We start from the raw sequence: 15779 nt of genomic DNA on the forward strand, positions 1-15779 counted from the left end.
TTTTGGCTGTTATTTAATTCCGCCCGATATATTGGATCCTTCGATAAAGTGCTTTTGGAAGAAGAAGAATAGCAATATGACGGGGGCAAGCACCATGACCGACATGGACGCGGATACTGGGCAATTTCCTGAGGAGTCTTTAAAGAGGTCGAAATCATCCAAAATAAAGGAGAAAGAATCACGACACTCCCCGCAATTAATATGAAGAGAATGAACCAGCTGTGCAGTTTTTCCCTGAACCTTTTTGGACTGTCTGAGTTTGATCTTTTCCGTACTTTCCATTATTTCTTGTCCCCTCCTTCATAGTAAACCCATTTCTTCCCGAGTTTTAAATTAATGAAGGTCAATATCAGGACAATAATGAACAGGAACCAGGCCATAGCAGAAGCATAACCCATATCAAAGATTTCAAAGGCATTATTCCACATATGGAGATTGTAGAAAAGCAATGAATTGGCAGGTCCGCCGCTTCCGTTCTCTGTCATGACATAGGCTTCCTGGAAGATTTGGAGTGAACCGATCGTACTCGTCACAATGTCAAAGAAAATGATAGGCGTGATCATCGGCAGTGTTATGTAGAAGAACTTATGAAAAATACTCGCTCCATCAAGTTCTGCCGCCTCATACATTTCCTTTGAAAAACCTTGCAGCACCGCTAAGTAAAGGAGCATCCCCCCTCCAACACTCCATAATTTCATAATAATAAGGGAAGGCTTGGTCCATTCCGGATCAAACAGCCAGGCCGGTCCATCGACCCCAAACCATGAAAGGAACGTATTGATCATTCCGGTACTGGGGCTCAGCAGATGCATCCAGAGAAAATATACGGCTACCCCCGATTAACGCTGGGACCGATGCTTTTTTCTTTGGCGGCCAGTTCTAAACATATTTCTACAAAACAGTGAAATGAATTCCTTAAAGCGACCGAAAAACTTTGTACTATAATTGGTTGTTACAATCCATAACATTTTTTGAAATAATTTGACAATCTCTATCTGTTTCTCGAAAATATAACCATACATATATTTATTTAAGGAGATCTTATGTGGACAAAAACCCATGCTTTACATGAATTCTTGATTGAAAACACTCCTTCATTTACAGAAGACTGGCTAAAATACCAGGAAATAAAAACCGGTTCCCACTACTCCCTTGACGCCCCTCCATATTCCCCAGCGCCTGTTTAACCGCCCGGAAATCATTGAGGTCACATTATCTTCTAATTAAAGAATATTGAAAGAGCCGATCTGCACCCCTATTTCAATAGGAGGTGCATTTTTTTCGCTTTTCAACTTCAAATGAATCCATACTCTCCAGCTCAATCTCCCTTTTAGGTTATTATTTGAATCTTTCCATTATCTATCCGGCGAAATCAAGAGTCGGTCGACATTGATCGTGAATCCCGGATTTTACCTTGATTAATTGCCTTGAGGGCGCGCATATTAAGTAATGGTCACGGACCTAAAAAGGAGGTAATAACATTGAAGATTAAAGTAAAGTCTTTTCTTATATGCGCACTTGCACCCTTGATGATGTTGACTGCTTGTAATGGAAATGGCGACAACGAACTTGCGGATCCACAGGATGTTAATTATGATCCCGTAAGCTTCAGCGGACAGAATCCAAATATGAATGAGAATGGCAATGGCGAGGCTCGAACAGACCGCAATGCTACAGATCCCGGGGTACAGCGCCAGGGACGCAACCTTTTCACACAGCGGTATATGGTTCCTATCGATCCCAGAACAGGAACTCAGGAACAGAGACAAACTGCCAGAAGAGGCAATGAACAAGCTAACCAGGAACCTGAAACACCGCAGACACAGCAGCCGGCAAATGAAAACGCAGGCGATACAGCAACAAACATGGATGAATACGTTCAGCAGGTTATCGACCTGACAAATGGAGAACGTAAAAAGAATGGCCTGCCTGCACTTAAGCCACATGCTGAACTATCGAATGTAGCCAGAATCAAGTCAGAAGATATGGTCAACAAAAATTATTTCTCCCATACTTCACCGACTTATGGATCTCCTTTTGAAATGATGGAGAACTTTGGTATCGAATACAGCACAGCAGCTGAAAATATTGCAGCTGGACAAGAATCACCAAAAGAAGTAGTTCAAGCATGGATGGACAGCCCTGGTCACCGTAAAAATATCATGAACAGCCAAGTGACTCATATTGGTGTGGGTTATGCGGAAGACGGCGGCATGGGGATTTACTGGACACAGATGTTCATTAAATAAAAAGCGGCATTAATGTTCAGCTTTTTGACTCAAAAAAATTCCCCGGCACTCTGCCGGGGAATTCATTATCTTTAAAGATTTGTTTTACTGTTACCATTGTTTACATGAACATGTTCTGGATACGTGTGAGTATTCAAGGAATTATTGTTAGAGAAGTGGCCATATACTTTATCCTGGCGCTCTTCATCTGCATCGACAAGTACGACAATATGGCCTTTATTTAGATGATCTTCATATTCCTTGGCATGTTCTTCCGGAATGCCTGCTCCTGTTAATGCTCCGACAAGTCCACCGCCGCCGGCACCAATTGCTGCACCGCTCAAGGCTGTAGCCAATGGTCCTGCTGCCGCTAATACACCGATTCCAGGGATAGTCAATAATCCAACCTCGGCAATGATACCTGCGATACCGCCGAGAACACCGCCTGTTCCGGCACCGATTCCGAAACCTTTACCTGCGTTCTTCCCGCGTCCGCTGTCCTTTTCAGTCACTTCGCTGTCTGTTTCATGCTGAATGTCTCTTACATCATCGTTATCTTTGGCAAATATTGAAATATCTTCCTTTGTATAACCCATATCATGTAAGGCTTCAATTGCACGAACTGCTTCTTCATGATTTCTGAATACTCCACCGATAATAGTCTTGTTCACATTTATCCCTCCTCAAAGATTTGCTTTCACTACTTTAATTCCCGCACAGCTTCTTACTAAACGTGATTTTTTCTTCAGGATTTTCTTATATATCTAAATTTCAAAAAGAAGGGTGCTCCACAACCCGGAAGCACCCTTCTCCAGTGAAACCTATTTAATTAAAACGCCCAGTTTCCCTTTCTGAAAACAGCTTCTCTGGAACCATCTTCATGGATGCCGTCTATGTCCATGGTTGCAGAGCCTATCATAAAGTCTTCATGGACAATGCTGTCATTCAAACCGGCTGATTTCCTTTCCTCTTCTGAAAGGTTTGCCCCTCCTTCATAGCAAGTTGGATACGAAGAACCGATTGCAAGGTGGTTTGAGGCATTTTCATCAAATAACGTATTGAAAAACAGGATGCCTGTATCAGATATAGGCGACTTATGCGGAACTAAAGCGACCTCGCCCAAATACTTTGCCCCTTCATCCGTTTCAATCATCTTTTCTAAAAGTTCATGCCCAGTCTCAGCTTCTGCTTTTACAATTTTCCCTTCCTGGAATGTCAATTTGAACCCATCAATTACATTCCCCTGATACGCCAGCGGCTTCGTACTCGTTACATATCCATTGACCCCTGTCTTTAGAGGGACTGTATAGACCTCTTCCGTTGGCATATTGGCAATGAATGTGGTGCCTTCTTTATTGGTAGAACTGCCTGTCAGCCAAAGGTGCTGTTCCGGCAGTTCTATCGTTAAATCGGTGCCCGGTGCCGAATAATGCAGCTTCCGAAAGCGCTTATCATTTAATTGTGCTGCTTTTTGTTGCAAAGTCTCAATATGCGAACGCCACTTCTCAACAGGATTCTCCTCATTGATTCTCACTGCCTTGAAGATTGTGTTCCATAACGCAGTGACCCTTTCCTCCTCAGGCAGATCCGGAAAGACCTTTTCAGCCCATTTTTGCGAAGGCATGGCGATGATCGACCAACTGATCCGGTCTGTTTCAATCGCATCGTAAAAGTCTTCAAGCGCTGTTCCCTTTGCTTTTTCAAAAGCTAATAATCGTTCAGGCTGAATTCCTTTCAGCAAATCAGGATCATCGGCTTCCACCTGCAGAAACGCTCCTCCTTTTTCGGCAACTGCATCGAAAGCAGCTGCAAGCCATTCAGGAAACTTTTCAAATGCATGGTCAGGGGCAAGCTCATAATGTGTACGTTTGATTTCTTCATCATACCACTGAACATGAACCTCACCGGCGCCGGCAAGATAAGCCTGCTTGACAATTTTTCTGACAAGGCGCTCCGTCCCCATTGGCGCCGAAATCCATAAGTACTGATCTTTTTGTATGTTCACTCCTGCTTTAACCGCGAGTTCAGCATATTTATCAAGGTTTCTTTCAAAATCCATCTCGATTCCTCCGTCTCATTTATGTATCTTTCAATACTCTATCATATTGAAAACCATACTCCTTTAAAGCCGTAAATATCAAGAAAAATGAATTCGCTTCACCGCTTTAACGCACGAAAAGGGACAGTCCCCATCATCGCTTTAAAGTGATGAAGGACTGCCCCTCTCAAAGTTATTTATGCTGAAGGTGATACTTGAGTTTGTTGTGGTACTTGTTTCTTGTTTTTCGCTTCCTTTATGGTCAGAAACATCGCAATCAGCAGGAAGGCACTTGAGATCTGGAACAGTGTCCCTGTATCAACGAATTGCGCCAGCACGCCAAAGACAAGGCCGCTTAACCCAATTCCAAGGTCAATGGACGAAAAGAACATTCCGTTTGCGACCCCTCTGCGGTTGGCAGGGGTTTTCGAAAGCACCCACGATTGCAGGGTTGGAATCAGTGAGCCGAATCCGACACCGAACAGGACTCCCGCAATGATAATCGGCAGGTTGGAATGGGCAAAGGATAATACCCACATGCCGACAAAAGTTACAGCCGTACAGAACAACACCAGTCCAATCGGGCCTTTCTCATCGAACCACTTTCCAGCCACAGGACGTGAAAGAGATGCCATGATGGCATTAAACAAATAGAATAGGAAGATTTGTTCAATCCCGCGCTCCTCACCGAAAATAACGATGAATGTCACAATCGACCCGTATCCAAAAGTAGCGATTATTGTTATGAGCGCAGGATACAAACTGGATTTTTCTATTAGTGAACCCATGTAAGAGAACTTTAATTGTTCCCTGCTTGTTTCTTTTACCGATTGCGGTGTGTGATAGTGAACCGTCGCCAATAATATGAGCGCAATGACGCCCAATGCACCTGAAATATAAATCAGATTGGTGAATGATGTCACCTGGAACAGATAGATGCCGAGGCTGGGTGCAACAATCATACCGATCGTGATCGATAAACCATAATAACCCATTCCTTCACCCAGCCTTGAGTTGGGTACGACATCTACAGCTGCTGTTCCATTTACCGTCGTGGACCAGCCCCATGCCAGCCCATGGACGAAACGGAACAAAAGAAAAATGACGACAATCTGAGAAAGCGGATAAATTGCGGTAATCAGTAAAAGCGCCAGTGCTCCTATCAAAACGAGCGGCTTCCGTGTCCTATATTCAAGCATATAACCGATAAACGGCCTGCTCAGCACTGCTCCAACAGAAAATAATGTTGTCACAAGCCCTATCTCCAACCCGGACGCACCGAGGGATTTAATATATGGAGGTAAAGTGGGTATCAGCATTTGAAAAGACATGAACACAAATAAATTTCCGACCATCAGCATAATGAATGACTTTGTCCATAGAGTCTCTTTTTTCATTGGTCAGCCCCTCCTTTTACATGGCCTGAATAAGTCCAGGCCTTAATATTTCTAGAAAAATAAAAAACAATCTTCTCCCCACAGAAAAGATTATCTTTCATCATATCAATATTTCGGATTACTAAATAATAGCACAGCCCATTGGAAATTGGAACAACAAAAAGGAGAACCTTCAGCCTGAAAAAACTGGCAAAAGAATTCTCCGAATATAAACTATATTACTCCAATTCATCCCAAGAAGTTTTAAAAGAAAACTTCCATGATACCCCTACTGCAATGAGCAAGATCAGTAAGTAGATTAATGTTCCAAAATTAATGTTTGTAAACAGGAAGTGGACTCCGAGAAACACGCCAATCAGCAGGAAATACGGAATCAATTTCCAGTTTTCATTATCCTGGGCCGCTTCAAAAGAACGGGAAAACGGCAGGGTCCCTTTCAATAAACCAAAGCCGATAATCAGGTAAAGCATGCTGCTGAGGAAAATGATCACAATATCTTCAGCAATTTGGATACCAAAGATGAACAAAAAGATGATGCTCAGCAGTCCGTATACAGGGAGAAAGAGCCTGGAGACAAAAGCTTTGATTGTTCCCGTATAAACATTCCTGAGTTTAGTAACCGGCGTTATTCTATATATCCAGGCACCTTTATATGTTCCTGAGAATTTTAACATCATCAACACGTTCGGCACCATGAATACAGAGAAGTAGAGTGACAGGTACCATTTGCTGTCAGCAATGCTTTCAAAAGAGCTGAATTGAAGCTGGTTGAAGATAAAGATAAACGGAAAGATCAAGGAAAAGCCAAGCGATGGGTACACCTTGAGCTTGAAGTCACGTTCACTCTTCATCATCGCTCTCGCAAATCGGTAGAAAGCTCTTTCTTCTTCAGTTCGGCAAAACAGTTTTGCTTCAAAGTTAAAGTATTTCTGTTTTGTTCTCTTCTCCTTCCCGCTGTGGCTGGACAATTTTTGAAGATTCCTCTCGAAAGACGGCATCATTTTAGAATAGACGGCCAGTGCAATGAGAGGTACCAGGAAGGCCAATACAGTAAAAGCAATGATATAGGTTCTCGTATCCCCCTTCAAAAACAATTGAAAAGGTCCTGCAAACCAGACCGGCGGAATCAGGAACTGCCACCAGGCCGGCGAGAATACGAAATCGACATCAACAAGCTCGAATGACCGCGCGACGAACTGATAACCGATCGCAAGCCCGATTGATAATCCAATTTGGACATAATTGATGATATCCTTTAGTTTTTCACCATCAAAAAATCGCAAAATCGTGAAGTAGAGGATGGCTGTAATCACCACAATCAGAAAATCCATCAGGATGATTTCTGCCAGGAACAGCAGGAAAAAACCGATCCCGTATCTAACAAGGCTGACTATTAGCGGAAGCGCTGCAATGGCTGCTGTCAGAAAGAAGAGATAAATGCAAATATGTAATGCTTTCGCCAAGCTTATGGTTCTTTTATCAACCGGTTTTGTGTGCAGGATATCCCGGTCCCTGACATCCAGCAGAACGGAAGAAAAATCAGATATCATAGAAGTCATGATGATGAACATCAGGACACCGAAAACCAGGCTCATTTGAAAAAGATAATTTTCCCCGATTAACAAAATGGGAATAAGAAAAATTCCGTATAAAGCATAAATCCATAATGATTTAATAAAACGATTATTGTCGTCTTTCTTTTTTTTACTGTTGGATTGATTGAAAACAGTCGGAACCCTTCTGCCGTCCATCGTCAACTTAACTTGCAAAATCTTTCGAAGGACCCTGTAATCAATCCCCTGCCTCTTAAAAATCCAGGCGAAGTAATCAAGGAAACGCAATGTAGCAAAGTTCTTCATTTTCACTCACCGCCTCTGACCACTTCAACAAACCGCTCGGCGATTTCACCATGCTCATTGAAACCGGTTAGATCATTGAAGATTTGTTCCAGTGTGCCTTCCATGTTCTGCCCCTTCAGTTCCTCAAAAGTACCGTCTGCGACAATACGGCCGTCATGCAGCAGAATGATACGGCTGCTGATCTTCTCCACCACATCCATGATATGGGAGGAATAAAAGATTGTTTTCCCTTCTGCAGCCAGCTTCGCAAGTATCTCCTTGAATACCATGACACTATTGGCATCCAGCCCGTTAATCGGTTCATCAAAAAACAACAGTTCCGGATCATGAAGCAGACTTGAGATAATCAATACCTTTTGTTTCATCCCTTTGGAATAAGAAGAAATCTTCGAGTGAAAAACGTCCTTCAAACCAAAAATATTCATTAATTTATACGCTTTGTTCTCTGCTGCTTCCGCCTGCAAGCCATAGAGTTCGCCTATAAAAGTCATGTATTCGCTTGCCGTCAGGTTATCATAAATCTCAGCAACCTCTGGTACATACCCGATCTTTTTCTTGTAATCTATGTTACTATCAGAAATTTTCTCTCCAAAAACCTCGATCTCGCCGCGGTCTGCCTCCTCCAGGCCAAGCAGGATTTTCACCGTCGTACTCTTCCCAGCTCCATTCGGGCCAATATAGCCGATGATCTGCCCTTTCTGAACCTCCAGATCGATCCCTTTCAAAACATGCTTAGAACCGAAACTCTTCTGAAGTTCCCTGATTGCCAATACCGTCTCACCTTGAACTCCCAAACCGTTCACCTTCTTTTTGGGTTAATTGTAACATATTGGTTCTTTGGTGACAGGCACTCCCCGGAATTTGTCGAACAAAAGGTTTTGTCTAAAATAAATCAAAACCACCAGTGTGAACTGATGGTTTACTCTGCCGCTTGAAGCCTCTCTTGCCAGGCTCGGCCTAAAAGACCCACTGAATGATTTACTTCAACAATTTTTTTCCATTAAAATTTTTGAGAAATAAGGGGAAAAATTCCTCTTATTTAAGAAAAAGCACGAAAAATAACTAAAATAATCGGAGAAATTCCCCTTATTCTCTTAAAAAGATGGGAAAATGGTTCATTTTAATGAACTTAAGGGGAAAAATTCCTCTTATATACCCTAAATCGAATGCTATTCCACAGCTTAACGGGAAAATTTCCACTTATTTTAGATAGGATTATCCATGTCTTTCACAGGGCACACCTCCTGCTATAATGACATGAAGTGTTAGAGAAATCTGCTTACCCTATCATGAAGGGAGAATTTTTTATAGCATGCTATAACCCCTCTGGAACCCCCGGCATAGTAAGGGTTTTTAGGACCATGAAAAAAGAGGCTTCGCGCCTCCTCATTCAATACAGCAATTCATATACTTCATTCAGCTGATATCCGCGTTCTAAGTCTCCGGCATCATTCGCATGGTTAATCTCATTATCAAGGATGTTTTCCAGCGACCTGATTTCTTCTTCGCTTAAGTCTCTTACGAATGAACCCTCTGATGCGTAATGTCCATGCTCGATCTTATGATTGATTTCCCGCATCATTTCATTTTCCTCTGTATAGTTCGACAATATTTCTCTTAGGTAAGCAAGTGTCTGATCCATTCGAATTTCCTCCTTCAACATATCTTCCTTTGCTTTATAGAATTAGGATGAGTAAAAATGAAGGGATTATACGATGCCTGGTACAGATTTTCTTCAGGCGATATGACAGGGTGATTGACAACCGTAAGGGTATTTTCATTCAACAAATACCGGGGCATGCCTGTCACCGAGCGGGTTTCTGGTATATAATCCAGGAATAAAAGGGGGAGTCATTATGTGGAACAACCTGTCTAAACCATGGCAAGACTGCTTTGAGCAAGCTTGGAAGCCGTATTGCAGAGGGTCATTTCCAATTGGAGCAGCGATTACTGACGAGAACGGCATTGTTATCTCAACCGGGAGAAACAAGCTGCAGGCGAGGACTGTCCGGAGGAGCCAACCTGGTTAATCTCTCCCCTGCAAGTGAAGTCGAATAATTCCCTCCTTATTGGAAAAATTATCTTTAAATGGAGTCTTCTATAGGACGGGAGGTTGAGAAAATGGTTGAAACGGCGAAAGAAACACTCATTGTCATCGGCAGGATTGTAACGATTTTGCCCCTGCTTTTGTTCGTGGCCATCTATATGGGGAAACGGGCAATCGGCGAACTTCCTATTTTTGATTTTCTAATTGTACTAACGTTGGGTTCTGTCGTTGGTGCAGATATAGCTGATCCAGAGGTTCAGCATTTCCAGACCGGTGCGGCCATAATCGTGATTGCACTCTTACAGAAGATGGTGTCCAAATTAAAGATTGCGAATAGAAAAATCGGCAGGTTTTTAACCTTCGAACCAACCATCATCATCCAGAATGGAAAACTGCTGAAGAACAATTTGAAGGCAATCAATTATTCGATTGATAATGTGCTTCAAATGCTGAGGGAAAAGGATATATTTGATGTTGATGATGTTGAGACGGCTATTATTGAATCGAGCGGAGCAATAAGTGTATATAAAAAGCGCCCGAGGCAAACGGCGACTGCCGGTGACCTCGGCATTATCACTTCTTCCCCGGGCATAGCCGTCCCGGTCATAATGGAAGGCAAGATCTATCAGAATGTGCTTCATGAATATAACGTCAATCACAAATGGCTGGAACAGCAGCTGAAGACCAAAGGCATCCATGACAGCAATACAGTCTTCTTCGCCTCCATCAATAAACAACTGGAGCTTCATGTATCATTAAAGGAAGAAAACCCTTCTTTTATTCCATCTCTTTATCATTAACATGTGAAAGGTGCCTGGTACAATTCGGATGTTTTGTACCAGGCACCTCTCACAAGTCATGAAAATTTTCACTGTTTCATATTCACTTTCAACTCAGGGACATTGACGATGTCAAAGGTAGCGGAAGCAAACTCGATTTTTTTATCACTTTCATCCACCTCCTGCAAAATCTTCATAAAAAGATCATCCTTTGTCGTCCTTCTGGTTCGGTAGTGGGCCACATACCGTAGTGTGAATTCCACCCAGTTGTCATTTGCCGTCAACGGCACCATCGGCTGTGTTGTAGCATCCTCAATCAAATACTTGCGAACCATCTTGTCCCACTCTTTCTGTGCCTGGATTGCATATTCACCCGTTATTTCATACCCTGCTTTCCGGATGATTTCCCTTGCTGCCTTATAATCGCTTCCGTACTTTACAGGTATTTTTATTTCATCCCATAGAAATGGAAAGTCACTTGAATAATTAAATACCGGTTCTTTAAAAACAAAGCTGTTGGCTACCCTGACGATTCTGCCGTTATATAAATCACCATCGACCCATTCATCAACTTCCATGATGGTCGTCCGCAGCACGCCCAGGTCGATGACATCACCCTTGATTCCACCAAACTTCACTCGGTCGCCCGTTTTAAAAATATGGCCCACCAGAATGGAGATCCACCCGGCAATACTGATGATGACCTCCTGCAGGGCAAATGCGATACCGGCACTGGCAACACCTAACACGACGGTAATGCCGCCCAGTTTATCACTGTAAATGATTGAAATAAAAATAATCGCGACCACATAAGCAATGTTGTTAATCATCTTCCTTGTCTTATAACGGTTGTCCTGTTCTTTCACATATCTATTCAAGCTCTTCCTTATCAGCCGGACAATCAGCATCAGCAGGATGACACCCGCAATGACAATGAACAATCTGCTGATAAAAGGATCTGACAGCAATTCCTGAATATTTTCCTCCACCTTTCCCCTTCCCTTCATTATGTAACGTTCCTTTTATATAAGTTCCCTTATAAGAAAGGCGGTCAAACATCTGTAAAGCCAGAAAACATCTTCTTCAGATGAATCGTTACACATTTTGATATAATATTAACTATCTTTCCGGATAAGCCGGCTTTAAGGAGAGTTCACCATGTTCGGATTATTATTCACCATGCTTGAAAGGCTTGGAATCATCGTGACCATCGCCTTCATCCTCACGCGGTTCCGTTTTTTTCAAGGCATGGTTTACCAGGATAAATTACGGGGCAGACAGCAATTTGTCGCTATACTGTTCTTTGGCTTTTTCGGTATTATCGGTACGTATTCCGGATTGACCTTCAATACGGATACACTTGATTTTAACAGATGGTCTATGCACCTCGGATCAGATGATGCGATTGCCAATTCCCGTGTCATCGGAATTGTACTTGCCGGCCTTCTCGGCGGCTACAGAGTCGGTATCGGGGCTGGTCTCATTGCAGGTATACACCGTTTCACCCTTGGAGGATTCACCGATGTGGCCTGCGGAATTGCTGCGATTATCGCCGGGGTCATCTCCGGAGCTTTCCATAAGCGAAATAAACATGTAAAACTGCCAACCGCCTTTTTGATCGGGGCATTGGCAGAGACGATTCAGATGCTTATCATCTTACTGGTTGCCAAGCCTTATGATAAAGCCCTCACTCTTGTCGAAATGATCGGTATCCCAATGATTCTTGCAAATGGCCTTGGGTGTGCGCTGTTTCTGTTAGTCATCAAAAACGTCGTCAATGAAGAAGAAAAAGCGGGTGCCCTTCAAGCGCAGAAGACCCTCAGGATCGCTGACCAGACACTCGCCTACCTGCGGAAAGGGATGAATAGTGAATCCGCGCAGGCAGTCTGTGATATTCTTTTCAAAGAAATCAAGCCTTCTGCTGTCGCCATGACGAACAAAACAAGTATTCTCGCCCATACAGGACTCGGCGATGACCACCACCGTCCCGGGAGCCCGCTGCAAACCCACATTACAAAAGATGTCATTAAGAATGGAGAATTGGTCGTGGCCAACGATGAAACCATTCACTGTGTGAATAAGGATTGTCCACTTGGAGCAGCAGTCATCGCTCCTTTAAAGCAGCGCGGTGAAACAATCGGGACATTAAAATTTTATTTTTCATCTGAAAAGGAGATTTCAAATGTCATCCTGGAACTGATTTCAGGCCTTAGTGTCCTTCTCAGCAACCAGCTGGAAATTGCCGAAGCTGATAACGCCCTGCAGTATGCAAAAGAGGCTGAGATTAAAGCACTGCAGGCTCAAATCAGCCCGCATTTCTTATTTAACTCAATGAATGTAATCGGCTCACTGATACGTATAGACCCTGCCCAAGCGAGGAAACTTCTGATCTCCCTGTCACACTTTCTCAGACAGAATCTGACCGGGACCACAGTCAAAATAACATCGCTGGAACAGGAACTGAAACACGTAAAAGCATACCTGGAGATAGAAGAAGCCCGGTTTGTAGATCGATTGAAGGTTCAATACGACATTGACGAGGGTTCCTTGTCGCAAATGATTCCACCTCTTACCCTGCAGCCAATCGTTGAAAATGCCATTAAACATGGGATCAAAAATAAAGAAGAAAATTGCCTGGTGAGAATCACTATTCATAAACAGGAATCAGGCGTAAAAATCATCGTAGAGGACAATGGTGAGGGCATCCCGCCTGAACGCCTTGAACAACTCGGGCAAAACAGTTTGGAGTCCGAAACAGGCACTGGATTCGCCCTTTATAACATCAACCGCAGACTGACCATGATGTTCGGACAGGAAGCTGCCTTGAAAATAAAAAGCGAATATGGACAAGGAACAGAAGTCTCCTTTTTCATTCCAGAAATGGAGGAAACAAAATGAAAAAAACAATAAAAGCACTGGTAGTAGATGACGAACGGTACAGCCGCGATGAGCTGAAGCATCTATTGGGAGATTACTCCTCCATACAGGTTGCAGGCGAAGCAGACTCAGGAGAAAACGCCATCCTGCAGGCCCTCCAACATAGCCCGGATGTAGTCTTTCTCGATGTTGAAATGCCGAAGATGAATGGCATGGAAGCGGCCAAATCTCTCTTAGAATTAAAAAAGCCGCCGCTCATCGTTTTTGCTACTGCCTATCCACAGTTTGCCGCAGAAGCCTTCAGGTATGAAGCCGTTGACTACCTATTGAAACCCTATGATGAAAAGCAGCTTGCCCAGACCGTGGCAAGAATAAGGAAACTGCTCACTCCTCCCCCTGCCGCAGACACATCCAAACATCTTGGCAAGCTGGCAGTTGAGGGAGAAGGAGAAATATTATATCTCGACCCGAATGATATTCTCTTTATGTACCGCGAAGAAAAAGTCTCAAAAATTATCACAAAGTCTGGTGAATACGAAGTTAAAACACCCTTGAAAGATCTCGAAAGCCGCCTGGGAGCCTATCCTTTCTTTCGCATTCACAAGGGCTACATCGTAAATTTGGATTATGTAACCAAATTGACACCCTGGTTCAACGGAGCCTTCCAGTTAGAAATCGAGGGGAAAAGTGAAAAACTAGCGGTCAGCCGAAACTATGTCAAAGCACTCCGGCAGAAGCTCGAACTATAGGGGGTGTAATACATTTTGTTTGAGGAATCGTTCCAAAGGGAGCGGTTCCTTTTATTTTCGCTATCTTCGCCTTTATTGATGGCCGATTTTCTTTTCAAAGTGATTTCTGCTCAAATGTAAAGGTTTTCAATTTTCATGCATTTTAATCCCCGATTCAAACATCATAGCCCCCCCTTTCTACATCTTGTTCTAATATTTCACCATTTTGACACAATCAAACTTATAATCTATGTAAACGCATTCATTTTTTAATCTTAAGGAGGATGAACTTATGTATACATTTTTAGCCGGTATCGCTTTATTGATTGTTGGGTACTTTACGTACGGTAAGTTTGTTGAAAAAGTATTCGGTGTAAACGAAGGCAGAACGACACCTGCCTACACTAATCAGGACAATGTTGATTATCTCCCTATGAATACGCCTAAAAACTCATTGATCCAGTTATTGAACATCGCTGGTGTCGGCCCGATTTTCGGACCGATCATGGGAGCGCTTTACGGACCAGTTGCTTTCATCTGGATTGTCATTGGCTGTATCTTCGCAGGTGCTGTCCATGACTACCTTACAGGCATGATTTCCATCCGCAACCGAGGAGCTCATCTTCCTGAGCTGGCAGGTAAATTCCTCGGAAAATTCATGAAGCACGTTGTAAATGCATTTGCTGTTTTACTTCTATTATTAGTTGGTACGGTCTTCGTAACAGCTCCTGCCGGATTGCTTCATAACTTGATGAACGGCTGGGCAACTATGGGGTTGATCCTTGGTGCAATATTTGTTTATTACATCCTGGCTACTCTGCTGCCTATCGATAAAATCATTGGACGCTTTTACCCAATCTTCGGTGCACTTCTGTTAATCAGTGCCCTTGGAGTCGGCGGTATGCTTGTATTCACAGGTGCTCCAATTCCAGAATTATCACTATCGAATTTTCACCCTGACAACGCACCGATTTTCCCATTGTTATTCTTGACGATCTCTTGCGGTGCACTATCAGGTTTCCATGCTACACAAACACCGATCATCTCCCGTACAACACAAAATGAGAAGAGCGGCCGCAAAATTTTCTACGGCATGATGATTGCTGAAGGTGTCATTGCGATGATTTGGGCTGCTGCTGCCATGAGCTTGTTCGATGGTTCTGTTGGATTGAACGAACTGCTTGCAAGCGGCGGGCCTGCTGCAGTAGTAAGTGAAGCTTCCACGTTGATGCTTGGCGCTATCGGCGGAACGTTAGCTATTCTGGGTGTTATCATCCTTCCTATCACTTCTGGTGATACAGCTTTCAGAAGTGCGCGTATGATTATCGCTGACTACTTCAATTTCTCTCAAAAGAAAGTGACAAGCCGTCTGTGGATTGCCCTTCCATTATTCGTTCTTTCCTTTGCTCTTACTAAAATTGATTTCACGCTTCTATGGCGTTACTTCTCTTGGGCAAACCAATCAACAGCCGTTATCGCATTGTTTGTCGGTGCTATGTATCTGTACATTGCGAAAAAGAACTTCTGGATTCCATTGCTGCCGGGTATCTTCATGCTGATGGCAACAACAACGTATATCCTGAATGCACCAATCGGATTCGGTATGGCCTTAAGCACTTCTTACATCGGAGCTGCCGTCATCTCCGTTATCCTTATCGGTATCTTCTTCACAACTGCTAAAAAAGCAAGAGCGAACAATATTCCGCTTGAAGAAGATATCTCAAACTGGAACAACGCAGCTTAATGGGCTGCTGCAGTCCCAACTACCGTAAAGCGGTTAATGAACAAGAAGAACAAATCAATGACAAAGGAAGCGATATGCTCCC

At 43.2% G+C, this 15779-nt stretch carries 15 protein-coding genes; 6 read left to right on the top strand and 9 right to left on the bottom strand.

Going from position 1 to position 15779, the window contains the following annotated elements; genetic code table 11:
- Positions 1-9: 9 nt before the first annotated feature.
- The gene (locus M1E09_RS18195) at positions 10-282 is read right to left on the bottom strand and encodes a hypothetical protein (protein WP_456272231.1); all 273 of its coding nucleotides are present in this window, start codon (positions 280-282) and stop codon (positions 10-12) included.
- Positions 282-785 (bottom strand): carbohydrate ABC transporter permease, encoded by a 504-nt coding sequence (locus M1E09_RS18200; RefSeq protein WP_456272232.1) that lies wholly within the window; start codon positions 783-785, stop codon positions 282-284. Before M1E09_RS18200 ends, M1E09_RS18195 begins: the two co-directional genes overlap by 1 nt.
- Before the next feature lie 696 nt (positions 786-1481).
- On the opposite strand from M1E09_RS18200, the gene M1E09_RS18205 reads away from it, so the two are divergent.
- Positions 1482-2249, top strand: a complete 768-nt coding sequence (locus M1E09_RS18205; protein WP_456272233.1) for a CAP domain-containing protein — start codon at positions 1482-1484, stop codon at positions 2247-2249.
- Between the two features lie 71 nt (positions 2250-2320).
- Here M1E09_RS18205 and M1E09_RS18210 read toward each other — a convergent pair whose 3' ends face one another.
- From M1E09_RS18210 to M1E09_RS18235, 6 genes are all read right to left on the bottom strand, one after another.
- Positions 2321-2899: a general stress protein gene (locus M1E09_RS18210; RefSeq protein WP_456272234.1), complete on the bottom strand. Its 579-nt coding sequence runs from the start codon at positions 2897-2899 to the stop codon at positions 2321-2323.
- A 158-nt stretch (positions 2900-3057) separates the two neighbouring features.
- Entirely contained in the window at positions 3058-4287 is a 1230-nt protein-coding gene (locus M1E09_RS18215; RefSeq protein ID WP_456272235.1) for an aminopeptidase, read from the bottom strand.
- Between the two features lie 176 nt (positions 4288-4463).
- The gene (locus M1E09_RS18220; protein ID WP_456272236.1) at positions 4464-5663 is read right to left on the bottom strand and encodes an MFS transporter; all 1200 of its coding nucleotides are present in this window, start codon (positions 5661-5663) and stop codon (positions 4464-4466) included.
- Positions 5664-5881: 218 nt separating this feature from the next.
- Positions 5882-7522 (bottom strand): hypothetical protein, encoded by a 1641-nt coding sequence (locus M1E09_RS18225; RefSeq protein WP_456272237.1) that lies wholly within the window; start codon positions 7520-7522, stop codon positions 5882-5884.
- Positions 7523-7524: 2 nt separating this feature from the next.
- The gene (locus tag M1E09_RS18230) at positions 7525-8316 is read right to left on the bottom strand and encodes an ABC transporter ATP-binding protein (protein WP_456272238.1); all 792 of its coding nucleotides are present in this window, start codon (positions 8314-8316) and stop codon (positions 7525-7527) included.
- 596 nt (positions 8317-8912) lie between these two features.
- Positions 8913-9164 carry a sigma-G-dependent sporulation-specific acid-soluble spore protein CsgA gene (locus M1E09_RS18235; protein WP_456272239.1) on the bottom strand — a complete coding sequence of 84 codons (252 nt, stop codon included), beginning with the start codon at positions 9162-9164 and terminating at the stop codon, positions 8913-8915.
- 214 nt (positions 9165-9378) lie between these two features.
- Here M1E09_RS18235 and M1E09_RS18240 point away from each other — a divergent pair, with 214 nt between their 5' ends.
- Entirely contained in the window at positions 9379-9552 is a 174-nt protein-coding gene (locus M1E09_RS18240) for a hypothetical protein (protein ID WP_456272240.1), read from the top strand.
- A 91-nt stretch (positions 9553-9643) separates the two neighbouring features.
- The gene (locus tag M1E09_RS18245; RefSeq protein ID WP_456272241.1) at positions 9644-10369 is read left to right on the top strand and encodes a DUF421 domain-containing protein; all 726 of its coding nucleotides are present in this window, start codon (positions 9644-9646) and stop codon (positions 10367-10369) included.
- Between the two features lie 68 nt (positions 10370-10437).
- Here M1E09_RS18245 and M1E09_RS18250 read toward each other — a convergent pair whose 3' ends face one another.
- A complete protein-coding gene (locus M1E09_RS18250; protein WP_456272242.1) occupies positions 10438-11337 on the bottom strand; it encodes a mechanosensitive ion channel family protein in 900 nt (299 codons plus the stop codon).
- 169 nt (positions 11338-11506) lie between these two features.
- Here M1E09_RS18250 and M1E09_RS18255 point away from each other — a divergent pair, with 169 nt between their 5' ends.
- The 3 genes from M1E09_RS18255 (at position 11507) to M1E09_RS18265 (ending at position 15697) form a co-directional block, all read left to right on the top strand.
- Positions 11507-13246: a LytS/YhcK type 5TM receptor domain-containing protein gene (locus tag M1E09_RS18255; protein WP_456272243.1), complete on the top strand. Its 1740-nt coding sequence runs from the start codon at positions 11507-11509 to the stop codon at positions 13244-13246.
- Positions 13243-13974 (top strand): LytR/AlgR family response regulator transcription factor, encoded by a 732-nt coding sequence (locus tag M1E09_RS18260; RefSeq protein WP_456272244.1) that lies wholly within the window; start codon positions 13243-13245, stop codon positions 13972-13974. Before M1E09_RS18255 ends, M1E09_RS18260 begins: the two co-directional genes overlap by 4 nt.
- Before the next feature lie 271 nt (positions 13975-14245).
- Positions 14246-15697, top strand: a complete 1452-nt coding sequence (locus M1E09_RS18265) for a carbon starvation CstA family protein (protein ID WP_456272245.1) — start codon at positions 14246-14248, stop codon at positions 15695-15697.
- Positions 15698-15779: the final 82 nt, after the last annotated feature.

It is taken from the genome of Bacillus sp. AK031 (genome assembly GCF_053903065.1).

Excerpts from the sequence above, each read along its gene's own strand:
- M1E09_RS18195 (WP_456272231.1), bottom strand. The coding sequence starts at position 282 with ATGGAAAGTACGGAAAAGATCAAACTCAGACAGTCCAAAAAGGTTCAG.
- M1E09_RS18200 (WP_456272232.1), bottom strand. The coding sequence starts at position 785 with ATGATCAATACGTTCCTTTCATGGTTTGGGGTCGATGGACCGGCCTGG.
- M1E09_RS18215 (WP_456272235.1), bottom strand. The coding sequence starts at position 4,287 with ATGGATTTTGAAAGAAACCTTGATAAATATGCTGAACTCGCGGTTAAA.
- M1E09_RS18220 (WP_456272236.1), bottom strand. The coding sequence starts at position 5,663 with ATGAAAAAAGAGACTCTATGGACAAAGTCATTCATTATGCTGATGGTC.
- M1E09_RS18225 (WP_456272237.1), bottom strand. The coding sequence starts at position 7,522 with ATGAAGAACTTTGCTACATTGCGTTTCCTTGATTACTTCGCCTGGATT.
- M1E09_RS18235 (WP_456272239.1), bottom strand. The coding sequence starts at position 9,164 with ATGGATCAGACACTTGCTTACCTAAGAGAAATATTGTCGAACTATACA.
- M1E09_RS18240 (WP_456272240.1), top strand. The coding sequence starts at position 9,379 with ATGTGGAACAACCTGTCTAAACCATGGCAAGACTGCTTTGAGCAAGCT.
- M1E09_RS18245 (WP_456272241.1), top strand. The coding sequence starts at position 9,644 with ATGGTTGAAACGGCGAAAGAAACACTCATTGTCATCGGCAGGATTGTA.
- M1E09_RS18255 (WP_456272243.1), top strand. The coding sequence starts at position 11,507 with ATGTTCGGATTATTATTCACCATGCTTGAAAGGCTTGGAATCATCGTG.
- M1E09_RS18260 (WP_456272244.1), top strand. The coding sequence starts at position 13,243 with ATGAAAAAAACAATAAAAGCACTGGTAGTAGATGACGAACGGTACAGC.
- M1E09_RS18265 (WP_456272245.1), top strand. The coding sequence starts at position 14,246 with ATGTATACATTTTTAGCCGGTATCGCTTTATTGATTGTTGGGTACTTT.